The sequence below is a fragment of the Bradyrhizobium sacchari genome, assembly GCF_002068095.1.
Taxonomy (GTDB): Bacteria; Pseudomonadota; Alphaproteobacteria; order Rhizobiales; family Xanthobacteraceae; genus Bradyrhizobium; species Bradyrhizobium sacchari.
Genome location: NZ_LWIG01000014.1, coordinates 94,544 through 121,077 on the forward strand (window position 1 = coordinate 94,544; position 26,534 = coordinate 121,077).

General features: G+C 63.8%; 27 protein-coding genes, 1 tRNA gene and 1 pseudogene. 11 read left to right on the forward strand and 18 right to left on the reverse strand.

What is annotated here, in order from left to right:
- Together lon and clpX are read right to left on the reverse strand one after the other, a co-directional pair.
- On the reverse strand, positions 1 to 1,996 hold a 1,996-nt coding region (gene lon / locus A5906_RS19240; RefSeq protein WP_245326795.1), incomplete at its 3' end, for an endopeptidase La.
- Between the two features lie 325 nt (positions 1,997 to 2,321).
- Positions 2,322 to 3,593 carry an ATP-dependent Clp protease ATP-binding subunit ClpX gene (clpX, locus tag A5906_RS19245; protein WP_018642420.1) on the reverse strand — a complete coding sequence of 424 codons (1,272 nt, stop codon included), beginning with the start codon at positions 3,591 to 3,593 and terminating at the stop codon, positions 2,322 to 2,324.
- Positions 3,594 to 3,774: 181 nt separating this feature from the next.
- Between clpX and A5906_RS41495 the strand changes: the two genes are divergently transcribed.
- Positions 3,775 to 3,981 carry a hypothetical protein gene (locus tag A5906_RS41495; RefSeq protein ID WP_136615347.1) on the forward strand — a complete coding sequence of 69 codons (207 nt, stop codon included), beginning with the start codon at positions 3,775 to 3,777 and terminating at the stop codon, positions 3,979 to 3,981.
- A 63-nt stretch (positions 3,982 to 4,044) separates the two neighbouring features.
- Here the strand turns inward: A5906_RS41495 and A5906_RS19250 are convergent, their stop codons facing one another.
- The 3 genes from A5906_RS19250 to A5906_RS19260 all read right to left on the reverse strand — a co-directional run bounded on the left by A5906_RS19250 (position 4,045) and on the right by A5906_RS19260 (position 6,570).
- Complete coding sequence (locus A5906_RS19250) at positions 4,045 to 4,680, reverse strand: ATP-dependent Clp protease proteolytic subunit (protein WP_027559514.1); 636 nt, start codon at positions 4,678 to 4,680, stop codon at positions 4,045 to 4,047.
- 271 nt (positions 4,681 to 4,951) lie between these two features.
- Positions 4,952 to 6,313 (reverse strand): trigger factor, encoded by a 1,362-nt coding sequence (tig, locus tag A5906_RS19255; protein WP_080136952.1) that lies wholly within the window; start codon positions 6,311 to 6,313, stop codon positions 4,952 to 4,954.
- A 172-nt stretch (positions 6,314 to 6,485) separates the two neighbouring features.
- Positions 6,486 to 6,570, reverse strand: a tRNA-Leu gene (locus A5906_RS19260).
- Positions 6,571 to 6,724: 154 nt separating this feature from the next.
- On the opposite strand from A5906_RS19260, the gene A5906_RS19265 reads away from it, so the two are divergent.
- On the forward strand, positions 6,725 to 8,029 hold the full coding sequence (locus tag A5906_RS19265; RefSeq protein ID WP_080136953.1) for a multicopper oxidase family protein: 1,305 nt from the start codon (positions 6,725 to 6,727) through the stop codon (positions 8,027 to 8,029).
- 4 nt (positions 8,030 to 8,033) lie between these two features.
- On the opposite strand, the gene A5906_RS19270 is transcribed toward A5906_RS19265, so the two are convergent.
- Positions 8,034 to 9,533, reverse strand: a complete 1,500-nt coding sequence (locus tag A5906_RS19270; RefSeq protein WP_080136954.1) for an NAD(P)H-hydrate dehydratase — start codon at positions 9,531 to 9,533, stop codon at positions 8,034 to 8,036.
- Between the two features lie 382 nt (positions 9,534 to 9,915).
- Here A5906_RS19270 and A5906_RS19275 point away from each other — a divergent pair, with 382 nt between their 5' ends.
- Together A5906_RS19275 and glnA are read left to right on the forward strand one after the other, a co-directional pair.
- Complete coding sequence (locus A5906_RS19275; protein ID WP_007603495.1) at positions 9,916 to 10,254, forward strand: P-II family nitrogen regulator; 339 nt, start codon at positions 9,916 to 9,918, stop codon at positions 10,252 to 10,254.
- 150 nt (positions 10,255 to 10,404) lie between these two features.
- Positions 10,405 to 11,814, forward strand: a complete 1,410-nt coding sequence (gene glnA / locus A5906_RS19280) for a type I glutamate--ammonia ligase (protein WP_014494828.1) — start codon at positions 10,405 to 10,407, stop codon at positions 11,812 to 11,814.
- 69 nt (positions 11,815 to 11,883) lie between these two features.
- Here the strand turns inward: glnA and A5906_RS19285 are convergent, their stop codons facing one another.
- The 4 genes from A5906_RS19285 to A5906_RS19300 all read right to left on the reverse strand — a co-directional run bounded on the left by A5906_RS19285 (position 11,884) and on the right by A5906_RS19300 (position 15,706).
- Entirely contained in the window at positions 11,884 to 12,969 is a 1,086-nt protein-coding gene (locus tag A5906_RS19285) for an asparaginase (protein WP_245326796.1), read from the reverse strand.
- 131 nt (positions 12,970 to 13,100) lie between these two features.
- On the reverse strand, positions 13,101 to 13,862 hold the full coding sequence (locus tag A5906_RS19290) for a slipin family protein (protein ID WP_080136956.1): 762 nt from the start codon (positions 13,860 to 13,862) through the stop codon (positions 13,101 to 13,103).
- Positions 13,859 to 15,262 (reverse strand): NfeD family protein, encoded by a 1,404-nt coding sequence (locus tag A5906_RS19295; RefSeq protein ID WP_080136957.1) that lies wholly within the window; start codon positions 15,260 to 15,262, stop codon positions 13,859 to 13,861. The genes A5906_RS19290 and A5906_RS19295 overlap by 4 nt, the downstream gene beginning before the upstream one ends.
- Before the next feature lie 189 nt (positions 15,263 to 15,451).
- Positions 15,452 to 15,706 carry a tautomerase family protein gene (locus A5906_RS19300; RefSeq protein ID WP_080136958.1) on the reverse strand — a complete coding sequence of 85 codons (255 nt, stop codon included), beginning with the start codon at positions 15,704 to 15,706 and terminating at the stop codon, positions 15,452 to 15,454.
- Positions 15,707 to 15,857: 151 nt separating this feature from the next.
- Here A5906_RS19300 and A5906_RS44705 point away from each other — a divergent pair.
- The coding region (locus A5906_RS44705) for a DJ-1/PfpI family protein (protein WP_245326827.1) at positions 15,858 to 16,222 on the forward strand (365 nt) is incomplete at its 3' end.
- 2 nt (positions 16,223 to 16,224) lie between these two features.
- Positions 16,225 to 16,823, forward strand: a pseudogene (locus A5906_RS44710) (GlxA family transcriptional regulator); the annotation flags it as partial.
- A gap of 55 nt (positions 16,824 to 16,878) precedes the next feature.
- Here the strand turns inward: A5906_RS44710 and A5906_RS19310 are convergent.
- Positions 16,879 to 17,256, reverse strand: coding sequence for a VOC family protein (locus A5906_RS19310; RefSeq protein ID WP_080136960.1), 378 nt, complete (start codon positions 17,254 to 17,256; stop codon positions 16,879 to 16,881).
- 97 nt (positions 17,257 to 17,353) lie between these two features.
- Here A5906_RS19310 and A5906_RS42605 point away from each other — a divergent pair, with 97 nt between their 5' ends.
- Positions 17,354 to 17,518, forward strand: a complete 165-nt coding sequence (locus tag A5906_RS42605) for a hypothetical protein (protein ID WP_161495410.1) — start codon at positions 17,354 to 17,356, stop codon at positions 17,516 to 17,518.
- 99 nt (positions 17,519 to 17,617) lie between these two features.
- Here the strand turns inward: A5906_RS42605 and A5906_RS19315 are convergent, their stop codons facing one another.
- On the reverse strand, positions 17,618 to 18,391 hold the full coding sequence (locus tag A5906_RS19315; protein WP_080136961.1) for a gamma-glutamyl-gamma-aminobutyrate hydrolase family protein: 774 nt from the start codon (positions 18,389 to 18,391) through the stop codon (positions 17,618 to 17,620).
- A gap of 258 nt (positions 18,392 to 18,649) precedes the next feature.
- Here A5906_RS19315 and A5906_RS19320 point away from each other — a divergent pair, with 258 nt between their 5' ends.
- Positions 18,650 to 19,792, forward strand: a complete 1,143-nt coding sequence (locus A5906_RS19320; protein WP_080136962.1) for an AI-2E family transporter — start codon at positions 18,650 to 18,652, stop codon at positions 19,790 to 19,792.
- A 6-nt stretch (positions 19,793 to 19,798) separates the two neighbouring features.
- On the opposite strand, the gene A5906_RS19325 is transcribed toward A5906_RS19320, so the two are convergent.
- From A5906_RS19325 to A5906_RS19350, 6 genes are all read right to left on the reverse strand, one after another.
- Positions 19,799 to 20,095 (reverse strand): antibiotic biosynthesis monooxygenase family protein, encoded by a 297-nt coding sequence (locus A5906_RS19325; protein ID WP_080136963.1) that lies wholly within the window; start codon positions 20,093 to 20,095, stop codon positions 19,799 to 19,801.
- 101 nt (positions 20,096 to 20,196) lie between these two features.
- Complete coding sequence (locus A5906_RS19330; RefSeq protein ID WP_080136964.1) at positions 20,197 to 20,433, reverse strand: hypothetical protein; 237 nt, start codon at positions 20,431 to 20,433, stop codon at positions 20,197 to 20,199.
- 59 nt (positions 20,434 to 20,492) lie between these two features.
- Positions 20,493 to 21,713 carry a GGDEF domain-containing protein gene (locus A5906_RS19335; protein WP_080136965.1) on the reverse strand — a complete coding sequence of 407 codons (1,221 nt, stop codon included), beginning with the start codon at positions 21,711 to 21,713 and terminating at the stop codon, positions 20,493 to 20,495.
- A gap of 230 nt (positions 21,714 to 21,943) precedes the next feature.
- Positions 21,944 to 22,423: a 30S ribosomal protein S9 gene (gene rpsI, locus A5906_RS19340; RefSeq protein WP_018642439.1), complete on the reverse strand. Its 480-nt coding sequence runs from the start codon at positions 22,421 to 22,423 to the stop codon at positions 21,944 to 21,946.
- Between the two features lies 1 nt (position 22,424).
- Positions 22,425 to 22,889: a 50S ribosomal protein L13 gene (gene rplM, locus A5906_RS19345; protein WP_018642440.1), complete on the reverse strand. Its 465-nt coding sequence runs from the start codon at positions 22,887 to 22,889 to the stop codon at positions 22,425 to 22,427.
- 158 nt (positions 22,890 to 23,047) lie between these two features.
- Positions 23,048 to 23,476 (reverse strand): PaaI family thioesterase, encoded by a 429-nt coding sequence (locus tag A5906_RS19350; RefSeq protein WP_080136966.1) that lies wholly within the window; start codon positions 23,474 to 23,476, stop codon positions 23,048 to 23,050.
- An 86-nt stretch (positions 23,477 to 23,562) separates the two neighbouring features.
- Between A5906_RS19350 and A5906_RS19355 the strand changes: the two genes are divergently transcribed.
- From A5906_RS19355 to A5906_RS19365, 3 genes are all read left to right on the forward strand, one after another.
- Positions 23,563 to 24,387: an enoyl-CoA hydratase gene (locus A5906_RS19355; RefSeq protein WP_080136967.1), complete on the forward strand. Its 825-nt coding sequence runs from the start codon at positions 23,563 to 23,565 to the stop codon at positions 24,385 to 24,387.
- Positions 24,388 to 24,489: 102 nt separating this feature from the next.
- On the forward strand, positions 24,490 to 25,074 hold the full coding sequence (locus tag A5906_RS19360; RefSeq protein WP_080136968.1) for a CoA-binding protein: 585 nt from the start codon (positions 24,490 to 24,492) through the stop codon (positions 25,072 to 25,074).
- A 148-nt stretch (positions 25,075 to 25,222) separates the two neighbouring features.
- Complete coding sequence (locus A5906_RS19365) at positions 25,223 to 26,503, forward strand: O-acetylhomoserine aminocarboxypropyltransferase (RefSeq protein WP_080136969.1); 1,281 nt, start codon at positions 25,223 to 25,225, stop codon at positions 26,501 to 26,503.
- Positions 26,504 to 26,534: the final 31 nt, after the last annotated feature.

Sequence of the window (26,534 nt, forward strand, 5' to 3'; positions counted from 1 at the left end):
GGTCGAACATCGGCGGCTCGATGCCGTAGTTGATCGCCCGCGAGCGGACGTAGGACGCCGCCGCAGAGATCGACTCCTTCATCACGTCGCGCAGATTGCCCGTGACCGTCATCTTGCCCTTGCCGGGCATCATGACGCCTTCGATCGTCAGCAGCTCGCCGCCGACATCGGTCCAGGCAAGGCCGGTGACGATGCCGACCTGCGGCTCGCTCTCGATCTCGCCGAAGCGGTACTTCGGCACGCCGAGCAGCTCTTCCAGAGTCTTCTCGGTGACCTTGACCGACTTCTTCTTGGAGATCATCAGCTCCTTCACCGCCTTGCGGGCGAGTGTGGAGAGCTCACGCTCCAGGTTACGCACGCCCGCTTCGCGGGTGTAGCGGCGGATCAGAAGCAGCAGCGCGTCGTCGTCGATCGAGAACTCCTTGGAGTCCAGGCCGTGCTTGGACACCGCGTTCGGGATCAGGTGCTTGCGCGAGATCTCGACCTTCTCGTTCTCGGTGTAGCCCGCGATCCGGATGATCTCCATGCGGTCCATCAGGGGACCTGGAATATTCAGCGTATTCGCGGTCGTGATGAACATCACGTTGGACAGGTCGTAGTCGACCTCGAGATAGTGGTCGTTGAAGGTCCCGTTCTGCTCGGGATCGAGGACCTCGAGCAGCGCCGAGGACGGATCGCCGCGGAAATCGGCGCCCATCTTGTCGATCTCGTCCAGCAGGAACAGCGGATTGGACGACTTCGCCTTCCGCATCGACTGGATGATCTTGCCGGGCATCGAGCCGATATAGGTGCGGCGGTGACCGCGGATCTCGGCCTCGTCGCGCACGCCGCCGAGCGACACGCGCACGAACTCACGTCCCGTCGCCTTCGCGATCGACTTGCCGAGCGAGGTCTTGCCGACGCCGGGAGGCCCGACGAGGCACAGGATCGGTCCGGTCAGCTTGTTGGCGCGGGACTGCACGGCGAGATACTCGACGATGCGTTCCTTGACCTTCTCCAGCCCGTAATGATCGGAGTCCAGGATGGCCTGCGCGGCCCCCAGGTCCTTCTTCACCTTGGACTTCTTGTTCCACGGAATCGACAGCAGCCAATCCAGATAGTTGCGCACGACGGTCGCTTCCGCGGACATCGGCGACATCTGGCGCAGCTTCTTCAATTCATGCTGCGCCTTCTCGCGCGCTTCCTTGGAGAGCTTGGTCTTGGCGATCTTCTCCTCGAGATCGGCGAGCTCGTCGCGACCGTCGTCGTCGCCGAGTTCCTTCTGGATCGCCTTCATCTGCTCGTTGAGATAGTACTCGCGTTGGGTCTTCTCCATCTGGCGCTTGACGCGCGAGCGGATGCGCTTCTCGACCTGCAGCACCGAGATCTCGCTCTCCATCAGGCCCAGCACCTTCTCAAGACGCGTGGTGACGGACAGCGTCTCCAGGATGCCCTGGCGGTCCGCGATCTTGACGGCGAGATGCGAGGCGACCGTGTCCGCGAGCTTGGCGAAATCGGTGATCGCCTGAACGACGCCGACGACCTCGGCCGAGATCTTCTTGTTGAGCTTCACATAGCTCTCGAAGTCGGACACGACCGAGCGCGCCAGCGCTTCGGCCTCGACCGACTTCGCATCGGTGTCGGCGAGCGCGACCGCGGTCGCTTCATAGTAATCAGCGCGATCGGTATACTTCTGCACGCGCGCACGCTCGAGCCCTTCGACCAGCACCTTCACGGTACCGTCGGGAAGCTTCAAGAGCTGGAGCACGCTGGCGAGCGTACCGGTCTCGTAAATGGCATCGGGCGCCGGATCGTCGTCGGACGCGTTCTTCTGCGTCGCGAGCATGATCAGCGCGTCGTTCTTCATCACCTCTTCGAGCGCGCGGATCGACTTCTCGCGGCCGACGAAGAGCGGAACGATCATGTGCGGGAAGACGACGATGTCGCGCAGCGGCAGCACGGGATAGGCGTGCGTTTCGCCGTGAACGATGGTTGGCCGGGGTTTTGGATTAGTCATGGCCTTTTCCTTTTGCTTTGCCCCCTTGCACGCAGCCCGCCGTCTTCATGCGCAACCGCCACAAGGTGCCGAGGTGATCCGAAAAACCAGCCTACCATTGCAAGGTTGGACCGGGCTTGCCGGATCGGAACTGAGGCGAATCTTGAACAGAATTCTCGCTCGCCGCCGACATTAGGTGGCTATCGACCGGGGGGGTGTCAAGTCATTGAAAAACGCGCGCCATCAGGCGCTTACGCACGCAGATAAGCGACGCAACACCAGCTGCGGAGATACACGTCCGCAGCCCAGCTCGATGAGACGATTGGAGCGTTCCAGCGCCGCGAAATCAGGCGCTGGCATTCTCGACCGCGCGATCGGTCCGATCGGCGTAGATGTAGAGCGGACGGGCCGTGCCTTCCACGACTTCGCGGGAGATCACGACTTCTTCCACACCTTCCAGGCCCGGCAGGTCGAACATGGTCTCGAGCAGGATCGCCTCGAGGATCGAACGCAGACCACGCGCACCGGTCTTGCGCTCGATCGCCTTGCGGGCGACCGCGCCAAGCGCCTCATCGGCGAAGGTCAGCTCGATGTTCTCCATCTCGAACAGCCGCTGGTACTGTTTCACCAGCGCGTTCTTCGGCTCGGTGAGAATCTTCTTCAGCGAGGTCTCGTCCAAATCCTCGAGCGTCGCCACGACGGGCAGACGGCCGACGAATTCGGGGATGAGACCGTACTTCAGTAGATCCTCGGGCTCGACGTGACGGAAGATCTCGCCGGTCCGGCGATCCTCCGGCGCCATCACCTGGGCCGCAAAACCGATCGAGGTGGACCGGCCGCGCGCCGAGATGATCTTCTCGAGGCCGGCGAACGCACCGCCGCAGATGAACAGGATGTTGGTGGTATCCACTTGCAGGAATTCCTGCTGCGGATGCTTGCGGCCGCCCTGCGGCGGGACCGAAGCCACCGTGCCCTCCATGATCTTGAGCAGCGCCTGCTGCACGCCCTCACCCGACACGTCGCGCGTGATCGAGGGATTGTCCGACTTGCGGCTGATCTTGTCGATTTCGTCGATGTAGACGATGCCGCGCTGAGCGCGCTCGACATTGTAGTCGGCGGCCTGGAGCAGCTTCAGGATGATGTTCTCGACGTCCTCACCGACATAGCCGGCTTCGGTCAGCGTGGTCGCATCCGCCATCGTGAACGGCACGTCCAGGATGCGGGCGAGCGTCTGCGCGAGCAGCGTCTTGCCCGAGCCGGTCGGACCGATCAGCAGGATGTTCGACTTCGCGAGCTCGACGTCGTTGTGCTTGGTCTGGTGGTTGAGGCGCTTGTAGTGGTTGTGCACCGCGACCGACAGGACCTTCTTCGCATGGCTCTGGCCGATCACGTAGTCGTCCAGCACCTTGCAGATTTCCTTCGGCGTCGGAATGCCGTCGCGCGACTTGACCAGCGAGGATTTGTTCTCCTCGCGGATGATGTCCATGCAGAGCTCGACGCACTCGTCGCAAATGAAGACCGTGGGACCCGCGATCAGTTTGCGCACTTCGTGCTGGCTCTTGCCGCAGAACGAGCAATACAGCGTGTTCTTGGAGTCGCTCGTGCCGACCTTACTCATTCATGTCTCCGTCCGCGGTTCGATCCCGTTCCGCTCGATCGCTCCATTCCGACACGATGGCCGGTATGAAGTTCAAATAGAGCAAATTCCGTACCAAAAAAGACCTACGCGTTACTACATCCCGTGCGAATCACGGTCACTCGATTCTCCCGCGATCATAGCCGATCAATCGTAGCCAACCATGCTGTCACCCGACTATCAAGAATTCGCTAATCGGGGGTCGCCGGCTACCCGTGACAATACCGTGATTTCCGGTCTTGGCACGGACGAAGTGACCGAAATCACCCCGGCGTTGCTGGATTGCCACGAAAAACAAGCACGAAAGCGGAACTTTCTGCCTGTCGCAGGGCGCAAAACGACGTTTTGCAATGCGCAGACGCGCACCTAGCGTGAACGCCGCCCTGATTGGACCCCGGCGATCCCGGAGATCGCCGGTTGCAGTCCGGTAGTGCTACGGGGCCTTCGCCGGCGCCGGTTCCTCGGCGCGCTTGTCGATGACCTTGTCGACCAGGCCGAACTCCTTGGCGTCGTTGGCGGTCAGGAACTTGTCGCGTTCCAACGCATCCTCGATCGACTTGTAGGTCTGGCCGGTGTGCTTCACGTAGATTTCGTTGAGCCGCTTCTTCAGGTTCAGGATTTCCTGAGCATGCAGCATGATGTCGGTGGCCTGGCCCTGGAAGCCGCCGGAGGGCTGGTGCACCATGATGCGCGCGTTCGGCAGCGAGAAGCGCATGTCCTTCTCGCCGGCGGCGAGCAGCAGCGAGCCCATCGAGGCGGCCTGGCCGGTGCACAGCGTCGAGACCGGCGGGCGGATGAACTGCATGGTATCGTAGATCGCGAGACCCGACGTCACCACGCCGCCCGGCGAGTTGATGTACATCGAGATTTCCTTCTTCGGATTTTCCGCCTCGAGGAACAAGAGCTGCGCGACGATCAGCGTCGACATGCCGTCTTCGACCGGACCGGTCACGAAGATGATGCGCTCCTTCAGCAGGCGCGAGAAAATGTCGTAGGCGCGCTCGCCACGGTTGGTCTGCTCGACCACCATGGGCACGAGGTTCATGTAGGTTTCAACCGGATCGCGCATGAGTCACCTAGGGTTTTAGGAGGCGGACATCGCCAGTCTTGGCTGCCAGTTTGAGGCTGGATGTGCCGGAAGGCCGATGGACGTCCCGTGATGCAGGACTTGTAGGATGTAGCGACAGATATAGCCCAATTCGCGCCTGACAAGTGCGAAGCGCATTAAGGCTTAATCCGCCGGGCAGTTGAAGCTGATTCGCGCAAAGAGGCCCAGCCGGCCATCTGGCTAGCTGGGCCTCTTCCTTGATCATCCTTAATAGAAGACTGCCTCAAGGCCTTCAGGCCGCGGTCTTTTCCGCCTCGTCGTCCTTGTAGAGATCCTCGCGCGAAACCTTCTTCTCGGTCACGTTGGCGAGCTCGAGGATGAAGTCGACGACCTTGTCCTCGTAGATCGGCGCACGAAGCTGAGCCAGCGCCTGGGCGTTGCTGCGATAATAGTCCCAGACCTCCTTCTCGCGGCCGGGCATCTGCCTGGCGCGCTCGATCACGGCGCGGCCGACCTCGTCGTCGGTCACGGTGATCTTGTTCTTCTCGCCGATCTCGGAGAGCACCAGGCCGAGCCGCACGCGGCGGTCGGCGATCTTGCGGTACTCTTCCTTCGCCTTGTCCTCAGTGGTGTCCTCGTCGGCAAAGGTCTTGCCGGCGGAGTCCATCTCGGCCTTGACCGAGTTCCACATCAGATTGAACTCCTCGTCGACCAGCGAGGGCGGCGCCTCGAAGCGATGCGCTTCGTCGAGGCGGTCGAGCAGTGCGCGCTTGACGCGCTGGCGCGTCGCGGTGGCGAACTCGGCAACCAGACGCTCGCGCGCGGCTTCCTTCAGCTTGTCCAGCGATTCCAGGCCGAGCGTCTTGGCGAACTCGTCGTTGATCGCAACGTCCTGCGGCGCCTCGATCGTCGTCGCTGTGGTCTCGAACTCGGCCGGCTGGCCGGCGAGCTTCTCGCTCATGTAGTTCTTCGGGAACGACACTTTCAGTGTGCGCGTCTCATTCGCGCCGATGCCGATCAGCTGCTCCTCGAAGCCGGGAATGAAGGTGTTGGAGCCGATCACGACCTGGATGCCTTCGCCGGTGCCGCCCTCGAAGGCTTCGCCGTTGATGGTGCCCTTGAAGTTGATGGTGACGCGATCGCCGGAGGCGGCCTTTTCGCCCTCACCCTTCGCGGCATAACCGCGGTTGCTGTCCGCGATGCGCTTGATCGCCTCGTCAACGTCGGAATCGGTCACGTCAGCAACGGGCTTCTCGACCTGGAAAGTCTTGAAGTCGGCGAGCGCAATCGACGGCACCACCTCGATCGCGACCGTGTAGGTCAGATCGGTCTTGCCGTTCAACAGCTCCTCGACCTCAGCCTGCTCGGTCGGCATGGTGATCTTCGGCTCGGTCGCGAGACGGAAGCCGCGCTCGGAGAACAGCTGCGTGTTGGTGTCGCGGATAGTCTGGTCGATGGTCTCGGCCATCACCGAGCGGCCGTAAACCTTCTTCAGATGCGTCACCGGCACCTTGCCGGGACGGAAGCCGTTGATGCGGACCTTGTCCTTGAGATCGACGAGCTTGGCGCCGGCCTTGGCGTCGAGATCAGACGCAGGAACGCTGATCTTGAACTCGTGCTTCAAACCTTCCGAGAGGGTCTCTGTGACCTGCATGGCGTCCAATCTTCTTTTCGTTCGGTCCAGGCGCGCATGCGTCGGGACGCTGTCATTAATCGATCCGGCGCGAGGCAAACGCCTCAACGCCGGTGGTTCAGCGGGCCGGCTTCAGGCGGACAACCATCCGCGAGGAGCAGGCCTCGTAATCCGTGCAAACGCGATAAGCGCTTGGTGCGGGCGGAGGGACTCGAACCCCCACAACTTTCGTCACTGGAACCTAAATCCAGCGCGTCTACCAGTTCCGCCACGCCCGCGTGAATTTGCATCAAGACCGGCCGCGATGCCGCGGGCGGCCGGGCTTATAGCATGCGCCTGACTGTTCGCAGCAAAAAAATGGCCCGATGGAGGCAGGCTTCAAGTAGGCACGATGGCTGGACTTATCCAGCGCGGCGTGGTCCGGATCACCCCATGAAACCGCGGATTTTTGACCCTAACCGGCGCGAGGTTTTGGCAGGCCTCGGGGCCTCGGCGGCAGGACTGATCGCCGGCGGCGCCGGCCCGTCCGTGACCGCCCAGCTCGCGCTTCAGGCAAGGCCCGCAACACTGGCTCTGAGATCAGGTCAGCCGGCTACACCAATCTGGGAGCTGGCCGCCGTAAGCCACCTCAGGAACGTCCGACTCAAGCGCGGCGACCGGTGTGAGGTGGTGTTCCGCAACGACCTGCCTGTGCCGCTTGCCCCAGTCTGGGACGGCCTCAATGCTCCGGCCGCGGCAGATCCGCTCCGGGGACGGGCACCCACAGCACCGGACACGACCGAAACGTCAATCGTTTCAATACCTAACGCAGGAACCCTGCTGGCTGACTTCCGGCTCTTCGAGGACGGCCTGAAGCAGCCCGCGCGCCCGCTTCCGATCATCGCGGCCGAGACCAGCCCCGTTGCCGTCGATCGCGACGAGATCCTGCTGATCGAGGAATGGCGGCTGCGGCCGGATGGCACGGCCGTGCCCCCGGGCAGGGACCCGAAGGACACGACCCCGCTCTACACAATCAACGGGCAGACTTCATTCGAACTCTCAGCGATGGGCAATCAGCGACTGCGGCTGCGCTTCATCAATGGCTCGCAACGTACTGTCCTGGCTATCAAATTGGAGAGCCACGAAGTCCGCGTGATGGCCCTGGACGGGCAGCCGGCCGAGCCGTTCCCGGCGCGCAACGGCGCCTTGGTGCTGGCCCCAGGCGGACGCGCCGACGCCTTTGTGGATACGGCCACATCGGCCACATTCCTGCTGCATGACGGCAAGGAGGCGCGCCAGATCGGGAGCCTTGCGATCACCGGCTCGCTGGAGCGGCGCGTGCCGCTGTTCGCCCCGCAGCCGCTGCCTTCGAACGACCTTCCCGAAAAGCTCGATCTGAGGGGCGCCCTGCGGTTCGATGTCGCGCTCGGCGCCCCCGATGCGGGCTGGGCTCGGCCCGCAAACTTCTCCACGGACTCCGCCCCGGCCTTCCGCGCCAAGGCCGGCCGCACCGTCGTGCTGGCCCTCAAGAACCCCGCCCCTGTCACGAGCGTGTTCCACCTGCACGGCCATCCCTTCCGCGTGCTCGACAAGCTCGACGACGGCTGGAAGCCCTATTGGCTCGACACGCTCGCGATCGAGCCCGGCCAGACCCAGCGCGTCGCGTTCGCAGCGACCTCGCCCGGACGATGGCTGCTCGAATCCGTCGTGACCGACTGGGCGGCGCCGCGGCTGGTGCGGTGGTATGGGGTGGAGTGAGCGCTCAGTATTCTACGCCGAGCGCATCATAGATCCGCCGGTGCACGGCCGGTAGCGTCTCGGTCAGGTCCTCCGCGATCAATCCCGGTCCCGCCTCGCTTGCCGCCTCGCCATGCATCCACACGCCGATGCTGGCGGCTTCGAAGGCCGGCACGCCCTGCGCCAAGAGCCCAGCGATGATGCCGGAGAGCACGTCACCAGCGCCGGCGGTGGCGAGCCAAGGCGGCGCGTTGGCGGCGATGGTGGCGCGGCCATCGGGCGCGGCGATGGTGGTATCGGGCCCCTTCAGCAGCACCACCGCGCCGGAGCGTTCGGCGGCGGCGCGCACGCGCTCGAGCTTGGAGCGGCCCGGATGCTTGTTGCTGAGATCGGAGAACAGGCGCGGAAACTCGCCCTCGTGCGGCGTCAGCACCACGGCTGTGTCCTGCGAGGATTTGATCGATTCAAACAGGCGCTCGGGGTTTGCGGCAAAGCTCGTCAGCGCGTCCGCGTCCAGCACCAGATGCCGCTGCGCGGTGAGCGCGGTATGCACCACGTCGCAGGTGCGCTCACCGACGCCGGCGCCGGGACCGATGATGCAGGTGTTGTAGCGCTTGTCACCGAGTAGTTCGCCGAACTCGACCACGGTATCGACGGGGCGCACCATCACCGCGGTGAGCGCCGCGGCATTGATCGCGAGCGCATCGCGCGGTGTGGCGAGCGTCACCAGCCCGGCGCCGGCCCGTAGCGCGCCGCGCGCGGCGAGCCGCGCCGCGCCGGTCGCGGCTGCGTCGCCCGAGACCGCGAGCACGTGGCCTCGGGCGTATTTGTGGCCGTCGATGCGCGGCACCGGAAACGCAGCGCCCCAGCAATCCGGATCGTTCTCGAAAATCTGCGGGCCGATCTCGTCCAGCACCTGTGGGTCGATACCGATGTCGGCAACCCGCACCCGCCCGCAATGCATCCGTCCGGGCAGCAGCAGATGCGCCGGCTTCTTGCGGAAGAAGGTGACGGTCTCGGTGGCATTGACCGCCGTGCCCAGCACGGCGGCGCTGGTGCCGTTGATGCCGCTCGGCAGGTCCACCGCAAGCACTGGCGCGCCGTTGGCGTTGATCGCCTCGATCATCTCCCGCGCCTCGCCCTCGACGGGGCGGCTGAGGCCCGCGCCGAACAACGCGTCAATGATCAGCGCGGGTCTTCCGATCGCCTGCGGATTGAACGGCAGCACCGGATGCTTCCAGCCGCGCGCCGCGGAGGCCGCATCGCCCTGGAGCTGGTCGCGCTCGCACATCAGGATCACCGAGACCTCGCGGCCTTGCGCAGCGAGCTCGGCGGCTGCGACAAAACCGTCACCGCCATTGTTGCCGGGACCGGCCACGATCAGGATCGGCCCCTCCTCCACCAGCGCATTGGCGGCCCCCGCAACCGCCTGGCCCGCGCTCAGCATCAGCTTGAAGCCGGGGGTCCCGGCCGCGATCGCGAGTTGGTCGGCGCGCTGCATTTCGGCGTTGGTCAGAACTTCCATGCCACTTCCCTGGTACAAACGCCTCTTCAACAGGCATCTTTTGTGCCGATCCGTCGCCGGGAACGCCGATCTGCACAGATACTGAACTGTTTGCCTATTTCGTAGTCTTCGGTATTTTGGCCCGGTCGGCACCACCTATCAGAGATGCTCGTTAAAAGGCTGATAACGCTCCAATAATCAGGGCATTTGCAACTTGGCATAGACCCTGCTTTCGAGGAAGCCGCTTCGGTTTGTCGTGCTCACTGGCATTTATCAGGGTGTGGCCGGCCGTTGTTGCCGGACTGGTCAGGGATCCCGGCATCGCGAAGACAACATCGTGCGTTAAGAAAAGCGCATCCTGACGAAGACGTTGCTATTTGATCGAAAGGCCGGGAGGCGCGCAGTGAAGAAAATCGAAGCCATCATCAAGCCGTTCAAGCTCGACGAGGTGAAGGAAGCGCTTCAGGAAGTCGGCCTTCAGGGCATCACCGTCACCGAGGCCAAGGGCTTCGGCCGGCAGAAGGGTCACGCCGAGCTTTACCGCGGCGCAGAATACATCGTCGATTTCCTGCCCAAGGTGAAGATCGAGATCGTGATCGGCGACGATCTGGTCGAGCGCGCCATCGACGCAATCCGCCGCGCCGCGCAAACCGGGCGCATCGGCGACGGCAAGATCTTCGTCTCCAACATCGAAGAGGCGATCCGCATCCGGACCGGCGAATCCGGGCTGGACGCTATCTGAGCCGGGTGCTATCCCGAATTTTGCGACACTCTGAAAGAAAAAAGGCTGCTTCGGCGGCCTGATTTCGTTTGTGCGGTTGCGCCAACTCGCCGAAAGCGAGAACGAATCTGCTCACCTGGAAACCGACCCGCAGAGCCAAAAGGGGTATGCATGAAGACCGCCAAAGACGTCCTGAAATCGATCAAGGACAACGACGTCAAATACGTCGACCTGCGCTTCACCGATCCGCGCGGCAAGTGGCAGCACGTCACGTTCGACGTCAGCATGATCGATGAGGACATTTTCGCCGAAGGAACGATGTTCGACGGCTCCTCGATCGCCGGCTGGAAAGCGATCAACGAGTCCGACATGTGCCTGATGCCCGATCCGGTGACCGCGACTATCGACCCGTTCTTCGCCGAGACCACGATGGTCATCACCTGCGACGTGCTCGAGCCGACCACGGGCGAGCCCTACAACCGCGACCCCCGCGGCATCGCCAAGAAGGCGGAAGCCATGGTGAAGTCGATGGGCGTGGGCGACAGCGTGTTCGTCGGCCCCGAAGCCGAATTCTTCGTGTTCGACGACGTGCGCTTCTCCTCCAGCCCCTACAACACCGGTTTCCGCCTCGACTCCTCGGAACTGCCGACCAACACCGACACGGAATATGAGGGTGGCAACCTCGGTCACCGCATCCGCACCAAGGCAGGCTACTTCCCCGTCCCGCCGCAGGACTCCGTGCAGGACATGCGCTCCGAGATGCTCGGTGCCATGGCCAAGATGGGCGTCAAGGTCGAGAAGCATCACCACGAGGTCGCGTCCGCCCAGCACGAGCTCGGCATGAAGTTCGACACGCTGACGCTGATGGCCGACCACCTGCAGATCTACAAGTACTGCATCCACCAGGTCGCACATATCTACGGCAAGACCGCCACCTTCATGCCGAAGCCGGTCTATGGCGACAACGGCTCGGGCATGCACGTGCACCAGTCGATCTGGAAGGACGGCAAGCCGGTTTTCGCCGGCAACAAGTATGCCGACCTGTCGGAAACCTGCCTGCACTACATCGGCGGCATCATCAAGCACGCCAAGGCGATCAACGCCTTCACCAACCCGTCGACCAACTCCTACAAGCGTCTGGTCCCGGGCTATGAGGCCCCGGTGCTGCTCGCCTACTCCGCGCGCAACCGCTCGGCGTCCTGCCGCATCCCCTACACCGCTTCGCCGAAGGCCAAGCGCGTCGAGGTGCGCTTCCCCGATCCGCTTGCCAATCCCTATCTCGGCTTCGCCGCGATGCTGATGGCCGGCCTCGACGGCATCAAGAACAAGATCGATCCGGGTCCGGCGATGGACAAGGACCTCTACGACCTGCCGAAGGAAGAGCTGAAGCAGATCCCGACCGTCTGCGGCTCGCTCCGCGAAGCGCTGGAAAACCTCGACAAGGACCGCGGCTTCCTCAAGAACGGCGGCGTGTTCGACGACGACTTCATCGACGCTTACATCGAGCTGAAGATGACCGAAGTCGAGCGCTTCGAAATGACCCCGCACCCGGTTGAGTTCGACATGTACTATTCGGGCTAAACGGCTCGAACTCTCTGCAACAAACAAAAGGCGCTCCGAAGGGAGCGCCTTTTCGTTTGGCATCGGCCGCTACCACGTCGCCGTGAAGGCCTTCTGCAGCTCGGCCGGCGCCGTCACGCCGCTGGCGATCAGCAATTGGGTGAGCACACGCGCCTTCTGCGGATTGAGATCCTCGGACACGACAAACCCGTTCTTGTCGTCGTCCACCTCGACGTTCCGGGTGACGAAGCCGGAGCGAACCCGCGTCGAGCGGACGACGAGGATGCCCTTCTTCGCGGCAGCTTCCAGCGCATCGAGGGCGGACTTGGACGTATTGCCGTCGCCGACGCCGGCCAGCACGATGCCCTTGGCGCCGTGCGAGATGGCATCCTCGATCGGAACGGCGTCCATGTTGGCGTGCGAGTAGACGATCTCGACGCGCGGCAATTGCTCGCCCGCCGGCAGCTGATAGGTCGCGCGCTTGAAGCCGCCGGCCTGGGTCAGGAAACGGATGCCGCCGGCGGTGTCGACATAGCCGATCGGGCCGTCATTGGGCGAGCCGAAGGTCTCGATGCTCGTGGTGTTGGTCTTGGTCACCGAGCGCGCGCCCTGAATTTTGTCGTTCAGCACGGCCATGACGCCGCGGCCGCGCGAGCGCGGGTCGGCGGCGACCTGCACCGCCTCGTAGAGATTGCCGGGGCCGTCGGCGCTGACCGCGGAGGCCGGCCGCATCGAGCCGACGATCACCACCGGCTTGTCGCCGCGCACCACGTTGTCGAGAAAGAACGCGGTCTCCTCCAGCGTATCCGTGCCATGGGTGATGATGACGCCGTCGGCTTCGTTCTTGTCGAAGGCGTCCTGGATGCGGCGGGCCAGCGCGAACCAGACCTTGTCGTTCATGTCCTGCGACCCGATCGACGAGATCTGCTCGGCGTTCAGCTTCGCGAGCTTGTCGAGGCCCGGCACCGACGCCATCAGCTGTTCCCCCGTGATCTGGCCGGATTTGTACGCACCGGTCGCACGCGGATCGGCCTGGCCCGCGATGGTGCCTCCCGTCGCAAGCACGAGAATGCGCGGCAGGCTGCCGGCCGCGTCCTTGCCCGGCTCTGCAGCGTGCGCCGCTGCGCCGATGCCGCCGGACCAGAGCGCCAAGGATAGCAGTGGAATGGCGAGCATGGATGTTCGACGTTGGCGAGAGCTGGCTGGGCCGGCGGTAGGCTTCCTCATCGAATTGTCCTCCCGTTTAAGTAGGGATCGACATTCGATACGCGCATTGAGGCCGAAGATGGGTCAGCCTGCTGCGTTCCCTATGGGTTGTCCCGCCGCGGCATAAAATGATCAAGCAAACCCGTCGGCAGTGGAAAGACGACGGTCGACGACCGCTCGCCCGCGATGTCGTGCAGAGCCGCGAAATAACGCAGCTGCATCGCCTGGGGCTCCTGCGCGAGAATCCGGCCAGCTTCGACGAGCTTTTCAGCAGCCTGCTGCTCGCCCATCGCATTGATCACCTTGGCCCGCCGCAAGCGCTCCGCCTCGGCCTGTTTGGCAATGGCGCGAACCATGGTTTCGTTGATATCGATGTCCTTGATCTCGATGCCGGTGACCTTGATGCCCCAGACGTCGGTCTGCTTGTCGAGGATCTCCTGGATGTCGGCGTTCAACCTGTCGCGCTCGGCGAGCATCTCGTCGAGCTCGTGCTTGCCGAGCACCGAGCGCAACGTGGTCTGGGCGAGCTGGCTCGTGGCGGCCATGTAGTCGCCGACCTTGATAATGGCACGTTCGGGATCGACGATGCGGAAGTACAGAACGGCGTTGACCTTGACGGAGACGTTGTCCCGCGAAATCACGTCCTGCGGCGGCACGACCTGCACCATCACCCGGAGATCGACCTTGACGAGCTGCTGCACGACCGGAATGAGGAGGATGAGGCCCGGTCCCTTCACGCCGGTGAAGCGGCCGAGTGTAAAGACGACGCCACGCTCGTATTCGCGGAGGATTCGAATGGCCTGGGATAGAAACATGACGACGAGCAGCGCGAGCGCCGCATAAGTCAGATATTCCAGCATCATGAGGTACCTCCCTCGCCGGTTCGGGCCGGTGCGCGCCGTATCAGCAGCGTCAGGTCGACGACGTTGGCGACTTCGGCCATCTCTCCGGGCGTGAATGTTTCGGCACCGCGCGCCTGCCAGCGCTCCCCGTGGGCGAAGACATGGCCTTCGTTCCCGCTCCAGTCGAGAACCTCCGCGGGCAAGCCTCGCATGGCCTTCGCGCCGACCAGGGCAGGCGCCTTGCGGATGCGCCGAAGTGAACCAAGCACGACGACGGCAAAGCCGACGAAGACGGCCGCAGTGACGCCGATCACCCACCACGACAGCTGGTAGCCAGGCGCCTCGCCCCTGAAGAGCATCAGGGCTCCCAGCACGAAAGCGATGATTCCTCCGAGACCGATCACCACGGTCGGGTTGAAGGCTTCGATGGCGAGAAGCACGAGCCCGACCAGCATCAGGGCGAAGCCGGCATAATTGACCGGCAGCAGATTGAGCGCATAGAGGCCGATCAACAGGCAGATCGCTCCGACGACTCCCGGGGCGACGGCACCGGGAGACATGAATTCGAAGATCAGGCCGTAGATGCCGACCATCAGGAGAATGAACGCCACATTCGGATCGGTGATGATCGCCAGGAAGCGGGATATCCGTCCGGGATCGATGGCTTCAACGACGGCATCCTTCGTCGCAAGGCGTTGCGTCTTGCCGCCCGCGACCTCCACCACACGGCCGTCGAGCTGTCTCAGCAATTCGGACTGATCGCGCGCGACGAGATCGATGGCATGCGCCTCGAGCGCGCCGTTGGCAGAGAGCGTGGCAGCCTCTCGGACCGCCTTCTCCGCCCAATCCACATTGCGGCCGCGCAGCTCCGCAAGGCTGCGGATGAAAGCGACCGCATCATTGGTCGCCTTCGCCGTCATTGGATCCTTGAGCTGATCCTTCTCGCTCTGCTGGTCGCCGTCCTTCTTGTCCTTGCCGCCCTTGTCCGGCGTCCCGCCCGGCAGCCCCGGCGGCCCGCCAATCTGCACCGGCGTCGCGGCACCAATATTGGTGCCTGGCGCCATCGCCGCAATGTGGGTCGCATAGAGGATATAGGTCCCCGCGCTCGCCGCGTGGGCGCCGGAGGGAGCGACGTAGCCGACGACAGGGATGGGCGAGGCGAGCACATCCGCGATGATCTCGCGCATGCTGGAGTTGAGGCCGCCGGGCGTGTTCATCCTCAGAAGCACGACCTCGGCGCGCCGTTCGCTCGCCTTGACCAAAGCTTCCTTCACATAGCTGGCTGACGCCGGGCCAATGGCCCCGTCGATCGAAACAATCAGTGCGACACGGCCGCTCTCCTCCGCTGAGCTGGGAAGGAGACAGCAGGTCAAAGCCACGACGGTGATCGCCGCAACGAGGGCCGCCTTCATGGTCTGCACGGCAAGGGCTCCCTTGCAGAGGATATGGTGTTCCCCTTTGAGAACCTCAATCCTGCGCGCGGAGACCAGCGTTGCGATTGTGCAACGCAATGGGAAGGCCGTGCGGGATGGCGATCTGATCGGTTGAGCAGAGGCCGTGGCGGACCATGCCTTGAGGACAGGCCCGATCCGCCCCAGCGCCCGGCGCTGCTACCGCGCCACCCTCACGCCATCGGCTCCGATCGCACCGAACGTGCTCGCGATGATCTCGCTCGTCGGCTGCATGCCGCCGAGCGACCAGTGCGATGGCTCCTGCTCCTCGATCCTGACCCAGACGTTGCGGCGGAAATCCGGGCTGCCCTGCCCTTCGACCTCGACCATCAGGTCGGTGATGCGTTCGAGCAGCATCTTCTTCTGCGCGGCGTCCAGGATGCCGCGGACGGTGGAAATGGTGATGTAAGGCATGTCTCTCTCCAATCATGTCGTGTGACGACCCGGCGAATTTGGACCCGGCGGGCGCGGCCGGGCAGTGGCGGATAAGCCAGAGATCGGGCAATTTCCGCCACCAGCCCGCGCGGTGATCGGCTAGGATCGCCGCATCCCGCCTGGAGGCTCCATGAAGCTCGCAATTCTCGCGCTGGAAGGTTGCATGCACTCGGCGATATCAGGCGTCGCCGACGTCCTGTCGCTCGCCAATCACGTGATGCAGCAAAGCGGCGCAAAAGCCAGCTTCGCCTGGCAGACGCTATCGCTCGACGGCCGGGACGTGCGCGCCGGCGGCGGCCAGATGGTCGCGGTCGATGGCGCGATCGGCAGACGCGGCGGCTTCGACGCGATCCTCGTCCCCGGCAACCTCGTCGATCACGTCACGGCAAAACGCCTGCAGCCGCAATATGCCCGTGCGGGCGCGTGGCTGCGGCAACAGCATGCGAACGGCCGGCTGATCGGCGCCTTTTGCAGCGGCGTGTTCCTGCTGGCGGGNNATAACCGCCGCGCCACCATCACCTGGTGGCTGCAAGGCGAGCTGCGACAGCGTCATCCCGCGATCGAGCTCGCGGCCGACGCCGTCATCACGGTCGCGGACCGCATCGTCTGTGCGGCCGGACCGATGTCGTGGGTCGACCTCCTGCTCAGGCTGATCGAGATGGTGGATGGGAAGGACATCGCCAAACTCTGCGCGGACTACGTCGTGATCGACACCGCGCAGCGCACCCAGTCGATCTTCATGCCCGTCGGCTATCTGCTGTCGCAGGACCCGCTGCTCACCAGGGCTGACCTTCTGGTTCGCCGCACCGGTAAACGGCCGATGACGGTCAAGCGCCTCGCGGGCGCGCTCGGCCTCAGCGAGCGCACGCTGAACCGCAAGTTTCAGGAGCTGACGCACGAGCCGCCGCAGGCCTTCATCATGCGCCGCCGCGTCGAGCATGCGCGCACGCTCCTGGAGACGACGGCGCAGCCGGTGAAGACCATCGCCCGCGCCGCCGGCTATGAGGACGAAAGCAGCTTTCGCAAGGCATTCCGCAAGCTCACCTTGATGTCACCGCAAGCGTATCGCGCGCGACGGACGGAGCGGACGGCGTGAGGCTACCCAGTTAGCGCAGCAGCCAAAAATGCCACGATGGGGAGTTGCAGACGAATTATTGCACCCCGGCGCGGAGATGGGTTGGCCAACCGACACGAACCAACGTTTCATCTGGGTCAGAGATCGCAAATTCGTACATCCCCCACGGTTTGTCTTCGGGAGATTGCTGAAATTCGCGCGCTGCAGCATCAACATTCTCGAGGTAAAGATAAAGCCCAAAAGGGTTTCTGCCCGGCGTTAGCCATCCCTCGACCGCGTCCGTCAGATGTAGATATCCGCCCTTCCCGTTCGACAACATGCGATAGGTGTCGGGCACTCCCGGAGCAGGCCTTTCACTGTCCGGGCGCGCAAAGCCCAAGCGATTGTAGAATCGCTCCGACGCGTCAAGGTCATTACACGGCAGGATGGCGATCAAGGCTCCGGAAGGGCTCATTCGTGCACTCCGACGTCATGCAGCTATTTTCGTCCGCTCTTCTCAATGTCTGAAAATTTGTCACGTTTGAGGAGGGAATTGGAGTTGGGACAGCCAGATGGCCGCTTCATTTTCGACGGTTTCAGCGGAGATCGTCGGCCGCGGCAACAGCACCAACACCTCGCGCGTTCGCGCCGTCAGCCTTCGTTCTCCATCTGACTCCACTTCGTTCTCAAAGAACAAATCAGAGCCGCAAAAATCAGGGCGGACCAATTCCTACTGATTGGTTTATCCCGTCCGAATTTGGAGAGCGCCTTGAATACATAGCGTAGTCTCCGGCAATCTCCCCGCCTTCACAACGACGGCGGAATAAGAGTCTGCCCTACGCCGCCGCCCTCTGCCGCGCGACCAGCGCTGCGCCGAAAGCCTCGAACAGCTTGCGGTTGATGGGATTGTGCTGCGGGTCGTATTCCGCATGCCATTGTACGCCGAGCGCAAAGGTCGGGGCCTCCGCGATGCGGATCGCCTCGATGGTGCCGTCCTCGGCGACGCCCTCGATCAGCACGCGCTTGCCGGGATCGAGGATGCCCTGGCCATGCAGCGAATTGACCCTGATCTTCTCGCAGCCGAGGATTTTTGCGAAGGCGCCTCCGGGCGTCAGGTCGACGTCGTGACGGTCGGCGAACACCACCGTCGGATCGGGATGGATCTCGCCGTTCTCGAGCCGGGGCATGCGATGGTTCATGCGGCCCGGGATTTCGCGGATCTCGGGATGCAGCGAGCCGCCGAAGGCGACGTTCATCTCCTGCAGGCCGCGGCAGATGCCGAACAGCGGCACACCGCGGGCGACGCAGGCCACCGACAGCGCCAGTGCAACCTCGTCGCGATGGATGTCGTAGGGCTCGTGCTTCTCGCAAGGATCGACGTTGAAGCGGGTCGGATGCACGTTGGCCCGGGCGCCGGTGAGGATGATGCCGTCGACGGTATCGAGCAGCGCCCCGATGTCGGTGATATCGGGTGAACCCGCGAACATCACCGGCAAGCCACCGGAGACCTCGGCCACGGCGCGCAGGTTTCGCTCGCCGACCATCTGGACCTGAAATCGATTCTCGACGCGATGGGAATTCCCGATCACGCCGACGACCGGCTTTCTCATCTGTCCTTCCGACCTCCCGCGCTAAGAAGATTCTCCAAACATGCCCCCCGAATGGAACAAATTCAACAGAAGGGATCGCGGGACGGCAATGCTATTTTCGCGCAAATCCGGGGCCGTCGCGCGGATAGGCCCCTTTTTGGCGCCCGGAACGTTGATCCTTTCAGGTCGGACGCTCAAATCGGCACTTCAGCCCGGCTTGATCCCCGATGGACTTTCGCGAAAGAGTGGCGGCCGGCAGCCTTCCGAAAAGGACCCGATGTGACCATTTCCAGAGATGAACGGCTCCGGACGACCCGCAGCGATCTTGCCTGGGCCATCTCGGTCGGCGGCATCGGCGTGGTGCTGTTTACGGCCATGCTGGTCTTCACCTGGTATTTTGCCACGACGCTCCTGCTGATCTTCGCCGGTATGCTGCTCGGCCTCGGCCTCAATGCGCTGACCGGCGTGCTGGGGCGCCGCGTTCACCTGCCGCATGCGGCGCGGCTAGCGATCGTCTGCGTCACGCTTGCGGTGCTGCTCGCCGGCGTCGCTTATCTCGGCGGCGCCACTATCGCCGATCAGGCCTCGGTGCTCAGCAAGACCATCAAGTCGCAGATTGGCACCGTGAAATCCTTCCTGGATAATCATGGGATCGACACCAGCTTCTTCGACTTCGGCAACGGCGCGTCCGACTCCTCGGCCGCGACGCCCCCGGACTCGACGCCTACGCCGTCCTCGGCGCAACGGGGTTCGTTGCCTGGCGCCGGCGCACTGGCCTCCAGCGGCGGCGCGATCGTGAGCCAGACCTTCAAGCTGCTGCTCGGCACCATACACGGCGTCGGCAACATCTTCATTGTGCTGTTTCTGGGGCTCGCCTTCGCCGCGCAGCCCAGCGTCTATCACGACGGCCTGCTGTTCCTCGCGCCCGCCAGGCACCGCACCCGCGTCGCGCTCGTCATCGACCGCATCGGTGAGACGCTGGAGCGTTGGCTGATGGCACAGATCATCGTCATGATCGCGGTCGGCGTCGTGACCTGGATCGGGCTCGCCATCATCGGCATCCCCGGCTCGTTCATCCTGGGGATTCAGGCCGGCCTGCTCGCCTTCATCCCGACCGTCGGCGCCATCATCGCCGGCGTCGTCGTGGTGCTCGCGAGCCTCGCCTCCGGCTGGATCCCGGCGCTGTCGGCCTTTCTGCTCTTCATGGTGGTCCACGCCATGGAGAGTTACGTGCTGACGCCGCTCCTGCAGCGGCAGGCGCTCGACATCCCGCCGGCCACGCTGTTCGCGTTCCAGATCCTGCTCGGCGTCGTGTTCGGAATCTGGGGCCTTGCGCTGGCGCTCCCGCTGGTCGCCATCGCCAAGGTCATGATCGACCATTTCAAGACGTATGAGGCGCCGCCCCTCGCGGAGGCGGCCTGACCTCGCTCAGGTCGTCAGCACGGTCTCGGTGTGCTCGACCTCCGGGGGCGCCGCAAAATACTGGCCGACGAGGCCGCGCCATTCGGTGAAATTCTCCGAGCCGCGGAAATCGACGGTGTGGTTTTCCAGCGTCGCCCACTTCACCATCAGCCGGTAGCGCTGTGGCTTCTCGATCGACTTGTGCAGCTCGAAACCGTGAAACCCCTTGGCGCGGCCGAAGGCGGCCTTGGCCTTGGCGACGGCGGCCTCGAAATCCTTCTCGCTGCCCGGCTTGACGTCGATTTGCGCGATCTCGGTGATCATCGGTTTCCACCCTTTTTGTTCGATGGGCGTGTCTATCGCACCCTGTCCAAAAGAAAAAGGCGCCGAAACGGCGCCCTGATGGAGCAAAAATGCGCCCGCCTTCAAGCGAACAGCAGGACAGTGCCCGCCACGATCAGCGCACAACCGACGAACAGCGCGAGCGGCCAATAGCTGGGGCCTTGCGCGTAGCGCCCCTGGGCACGGCGCTCGGTGATCAGCGCCGTTTCGTATTCATCCGCGGTCGAGAACAGGCAGGCGAAGCCGCTGCGTGCCGAAGCAGCTTGCGCTTCGAGCAACATCAGGGCGGCCTGCGGGTTCTGTCGACGGATCGATTCCATGACCGCAATGGTAGGGATCGATTGGTAAACAGCGGCTTACCGCAGGGCCGCCCCTGGTCTCACGCCGTGACCGGACGCGCTTGCGGCGCACCGACCCGTGCGGCGCTCTGACGGCGCCAGTTCTCCAGCGACAGCGGCAGCTCCTCCGCCGCCTCGACGCGGTTACGGCCGCCGCGCTTGGCCTGGTAGAGCGCGGTGTCGGCCGAGGCCAGCAGCACCTCGAGCTCGGTGCCGGCCGGTCCGCCGGCGACGCCGATGCTGACGGTGGTGTCGACCGGGCCCTCATCGACGACGACGCCGGAGGTCTCGAACGCCTCGCGCACGCGCTCGGCCACCAGCACGCCCTCCTCCAGGGAACACGGCAGGAGCGCGGCGAACTCCTCGCCGCCGATGCGGCCCGAGAGGTCGGAGATGCGCAAGTTGCTGACGACCACGGTCGAGAACAGCTTCAGCATCTCGTCGCCGGCGGGATGGCCGAAGCGGTCGTTGATCGACTTGAAGTGGTCGATGTCGAAGATCATCACGGTCACGGGACGTCCGGCCTTGGCCTCGCGATCGATCACGCGGCCGCAGGCCTCCGAGAAGCCGCGGCGGTTGAGCATGCCGGTCAGGGGATCGGTCGATGCCGCGGTCCGGTGCGCGGTGACGGTGCGCTCCGACACCAGCATGAAGATCACGAACACGGTGCCGACGGCGTAGAGCACCAGCTCGACCGCGAACACGGTGACCCAGATGCTCGAGGAGAAGCCGGCATCATACGGCCGCAGGAAGCTGCCGATCAGGATCGGCAACATCAGCACGCAGCCGTGCATCACCGGCACGACGAAGGCCGGCCAGCGCCGCTGCAGGCTCTTGCGCCGCTCGACCCAGAGCTCGCTCGCCGTCACCGCCGCGTAGACCGAGACGATGCCGGCACCGATGATCATGCGCAGCATGGACGCCGTGGGATCGAGCAGCGTCACGGCGGCGACCCACGCGAGCGCACCGAGCACGAGGCCCGGCCAGTTCGGCTTGCGGCCGTGGAAGACGCGCGCCGCATTCCACACCATGCCGCAGGCCACGAAGCCGACGGCATTTAACGCCAGATAGAGATGCGGCCCCAGCGTTTCGCCGGCCGCCGTCCACAGTGCGACGGAGGCGGCACCGAGCAGATAGGCGGTGCCCCACCATTTCAGCGCAGGACTGTTCTCCTGCTTGCCGAAGAACACCATCATGGCGCCGAGCAGTGCGGCAACCATGGTGGCAACCAAATAGAGCGTGATGCTATCGAGCGACATCATGTCGGCCCCCTTGAAAACATAGCAGTTACGCGATCGGCACATCCGATTTGCGCGCCCTTCCGAATGCGACGCTATGTCCCGCGGGTTCCATTCAGGTTTTCGCGCGTCCGCAAGTTTTCCGGAAACTCGTCGTCAATTTGCATACAAACGAACAATAAAAAGGGCGCTGAAAATCAGCGCCCTTTTGCATCTCATTGAAGCCGCTTTCGCGGCGAATGCGACGAAAGCGATTAACGCTTCGAGAACTGGAAGGACCGGCGGGCCTTGGCCTTGCCGTACTTCTTACGCTCGACCACGCGCGAGTCGCGGGTGAGGAAGCCGCCCTTCTTGAGCACCGAGCGCAGCTCCGGCTCGAAATAGGTGAGCGCCTTGGAGATGCCGTGACGGACCGCGCCGGCTTGGCCGGACAGACCGCCGCCGGCGACGGTGCAGATCACGTCGTACTGGCCCGAACGCTGGGCCACCGAGAACGGCTGCTCGATCATCATGCGCAGCACGGGACGGGCGAAATAGACCTCGACCTCGCGCGAGTTGACGGTGACCTTGCCGGCGCCCGGCTTGATCCACACGCGGGCGACCGCGTCCTTGCGCTTGCCGGTGGCGTAGGCGCGGTTGAACTTGTCGACCTTCTTCTCGTGCTTGGGCGCCTCGGGGGCGGCCGCCGTCTTGAGCTGCGAGAGCTGGTCGAGCGACTGGATGGATTCGGCCATGTTATGCGGCCCTCGTGTTCTTGCGGTTCAACTTGGCGATGTCGATCTTCTCGGGCTGCTGCGCCTCGTGCGGATGATCGGCGCCGCCGTAAACACGGAGGTTGCCCATCTGCACGCGACCGAGCGGACCACGCGGGATCATGCGCTCGACGGCCTTCTCGAGCACGCGCTCGGGATGACGGCCCTCGAGGATCTGGCGCGCGGTGCGCTCCTTGACGTGGCCGACATAGCCGGTGTGCTTGTAGTAGGTCTTCTGCTCGCGCTTGCGACCGGTGAGGACCGCATGCTGCGCGTTGATGATGATGACGTTGTCGCCGCAATCAACGTGGGGGGTGTAGGTCGGGAGGTGCTTGCCGCGCAGGCGCATGGCGACGATGGTGGCGAGACGGCCGACGACCAGACCCTTGGCGTCGATCAGCACCCACTTCTTCGTCACCTCAGCCGGCTTTGCCGAAAAGGTTTTCATGTCAGAGTTTCCGTGGACGGGGAGCATCGGCGCGAACACCGCACCGGACTGCGCGGGTTTCTAGAGAAGAGCGGCACAACGGTCAATGCCCAAAAGCGTAAAATAAATGCACGAAATCAATAGTTTATAAATATGGTTCTATATTACCTGCAAAAAGCTCAAACATTTGGAATGGAATAGGTCGAGGTGACATGGGCAATCGGGTCGGGCGAGGTCCCGGACAACAGGTTCACCTCCCCGACCGCCAGGCGCTTGCCGAGCTTGAGCAGCCGCGCCTCGGCCAGCACGTCCTGGCCCGGCTGACCCTTGCGGAGGAAATTGATGTTGAGATTGGTGGTGACTGCCAGCCCAACTGGCCCGATTGCGGACAAAAGGACCACGTACATCGCGAAATCGGCGAGCGCCATCAGCGTCGGGCCCGACACGGTTCCGCCCGGCCGCAGCATCTTTTCACTGAACCGCTGGCGCAAAAGGCAGGTCTGGCCGTCCGCGCTCTCGATCGTGATGTCGTCGCCGCTGAAGGCCTGGGGAAACTCGTCGCGCAGAAACTGCTCGACCTCCGCCACGCTCATTTTCGCTAACGCCATGCTGTTCCCCACCCTCGCTTCGCTTTGCTTGTTACATTAGGTTATCTGCATCATCTAAATGTAATAATCCAACCGGAAACGCTTCGATGTCCGCCCAGGCCGCCCGCGCCCCCTCCCCGCAACCGCCGATCCTGCTGCGGGAGACCGTCGGCAGCATCGCCGTCCTGACGCTCAACCGCCCGGCCGCGCGCAACAGCCTGTCGGCGGCGATGATCGCGGCGCTGCATGCCGAGCTCAACGAGATCCGCGATGACAGGGCTGTCCGCGGCGTCGTGATCGCCGCCAACGGTCCCGCCTTCTCCGCCGGCCACGACATGAAGGAATTGACCGCGCGCCGCACTGACCCGGACCGAGGCCGCGCCTTCTTCGCCGAGATGATGAATGCCTGCAGCGCGATGATGCAGGCGGTCGTGCATCTGCCAAAGCCCGTGATCGCTGCCGTCCAGGGCATCGCGACGGCCGCCGGCTGCCAGCTCGTCGCCAGCTGCGATCTCGCGATCGCCTCGGAAGACGCGAAGTTCGCGACGCCCGGCGTCGACATCGGCCTGTTCTGCTCGACGCCGATGGTGGCGCTGTCGCGCAACGTACCGCGCAAGCAGGCGATGGAGATGCTGCTGACGGGCGAGCCGATCCCTGCCGACCGGGCCCGCGAGATCGGCCTCGTCAACCGCGTCGTGCCCGCCGGCACCGAACTCGGTGCCGCGATCGAGCTGGCACAACAGGTGGCGCTAAAATCCGCATACACCGTCAAGCTCGGCAAGGAGGCGTTCTATCGCCAGGCCGAGATGAGCCTTGCGGATGCCTATCGCTATGCTGCGGAGGTGATGACCGAGAACATGATGGCACGCGACGCCGAAGAAGGCATCGGCGCCTTCATCGAGAAGCGCACGCCGACATGGCGGGATGAGTGACCCTCGTCATTGCGAGCGCAGCGAAGCAATCCAGAATCTTTCCGCAGGTAGCAGTCTGGATTGCTTCGCTGCGCTCGCAATGACAACAAGAAAAGATAAGTGATGAACCACGACGCCTATCCCGACAATTACATCCGCGGCATCCTCAACAGCGTGAAGTCGATCGCGATGGTCGGCGCCTCGCCGGTCAACGTGCGGCCGAGCTATTTCGCGTTCAAATATCTGGCGCAGCGCGGCTACGACATGATCCCTGTCAATCCCGGCCATGTCGGCAAGGAGCTTCTCGGAAAGCCGTTCGTCGCCTCGCTGTCGGACATCGGTCGTCCCGTCGACATGATCGACATTTTCCGCAATTCCAGCCACATCATGCCCGTCGTGGAAGAGGCACTGACACTCGACCCGCTGCCGAAGGTGATCTGGATGCAGCTCGGTGCGCGCGATGATGCCGCGGCTGCAAAAGCGGAATCGGTCGGTATCAAAGTGGTGATGAACCGCTGCCCCAAGATCGAATATGGCCGCCTGTCGTCAGAAATATCCTGGATGGGCGTGAACTCGCGCACCCTCAGCTCGAAGCGCGCGCCGGCACCGACGCAGGGCATGCGGCTATCCCTCAATCGGATGAGCGTCGGCGGCGGCGATACCGCGGCCTCCGATCGCGCGGCGAAAAACAAGACCGGGCAAAGCTGACGCAATTGCGAAGGTTTCGTTTCGCGGACGCGACAATGCGTAGCACGATCATGCCCAAATGATCCTGATGTGAAGCGGCGCCTTGACGGCGGACGCGCCGCCCATCAGCATGCCGCGCGATTTCAGACCACAAGAACAGGACGCCTCAATGAGCGATCGCCTTCCGGGATTTTCAACCCTCGCCGTGCATGCCGGTGCACAGCCCGATCCGACCACCGGCGCCCGCGCGACCCCGATTTATCAAACGACATCATTTGTCTTCAATGACGCCGACCACGCCGCCTCGCTGTTCGGTCTGCAGGCGTTCGGCAACATCTATACCCGCATCGGCAACCCGACCAATGCCGTGCTGGAAGAACGCGTCGCCGCGCTCGAAGGCGGCACCGCTGCGCTGGCCGTTGCTTCGGGCCATGCCGCACAGGTTGTGATCCTGCAGCAACTGCTCCAGCCCGGCGACGAGTTCATCGCCGCGCGAAAGCTCTATGGCGGCTCGATCAACCAGTTCACGCACGCGTTCAAGAGCTTCGGCTGGAATGTGGTGTGGGCCGATCCCGATGACATCGCAAGCTTCGAGCGCGCGGTGACGCCGCGGACCAAGGCGATCTTCATCGAGTCCATCGCCAACCCTGCCGGCAGCATCACCGACATCGAGGCGGTCTCGACGGTCGCGCGCAAGGCGGGCGTGCCGCTGATCGTCGACAACACGCTGGCCTCGCCCTATTTGATCCGCCCGATCGACCACGGCGCCGACATCGTCGTGCACTCGCTGACGAAATTCCTGGGCGGCCACGGCAACTCGCTCGGCGGCATCATCGTCGATGCCGGCACCTTCGACTGGTCCACCGGCGGCAAGTACCCGATGCTGTCGGAGCCACGGCCGGAATATCACGGCATCCGTCTGCAGGAGACCTTCGGCAATTTCGCCTTCGCGATTGCCTGCCGCGTGCTGGGCCTGCGCGATCTCGGCCCTGCCCTGTCGCCGTTCAACGCCTTCATGATCCTGACCGGCATCGAGACGCTGCCGCTGCGCATGCAGAAGCACTGCGACAACGCCAAGGCAGTCGCCGAATTCCTCGCCGGCCATCCCGCGGTGGCCTCGGTGAGCTATGCGGGCCTGCCGAGCGACAAGTACAACCAGCTCGCGCGCAAATACGCGCCGAAGGGCGCGGGCGCCGTGTTCACCTTCAGCCTGAAGGGCGGCTATGACGCCGGTGTCAACCTGGTGTCGAAGCTGCAGCTGTTCTCGCACCTCGCCAATGTCGGCGACACCCGTTCGCTGGTGATCCACCCGGCTTCGACCACCCATAGCCAGCTCGACGACGCCGCCAAGGTCAAGTCCGGCGCCGGGCCCGACGTGGTGCGGCTCTCGATCGGCATCGAGGACAAGGAAGATCTGATCGCGGACCTGGAACAGGCGCTTGGGGCGTAATTTGGCGCGTCGTTCCGGGGCGCGCAGAGCG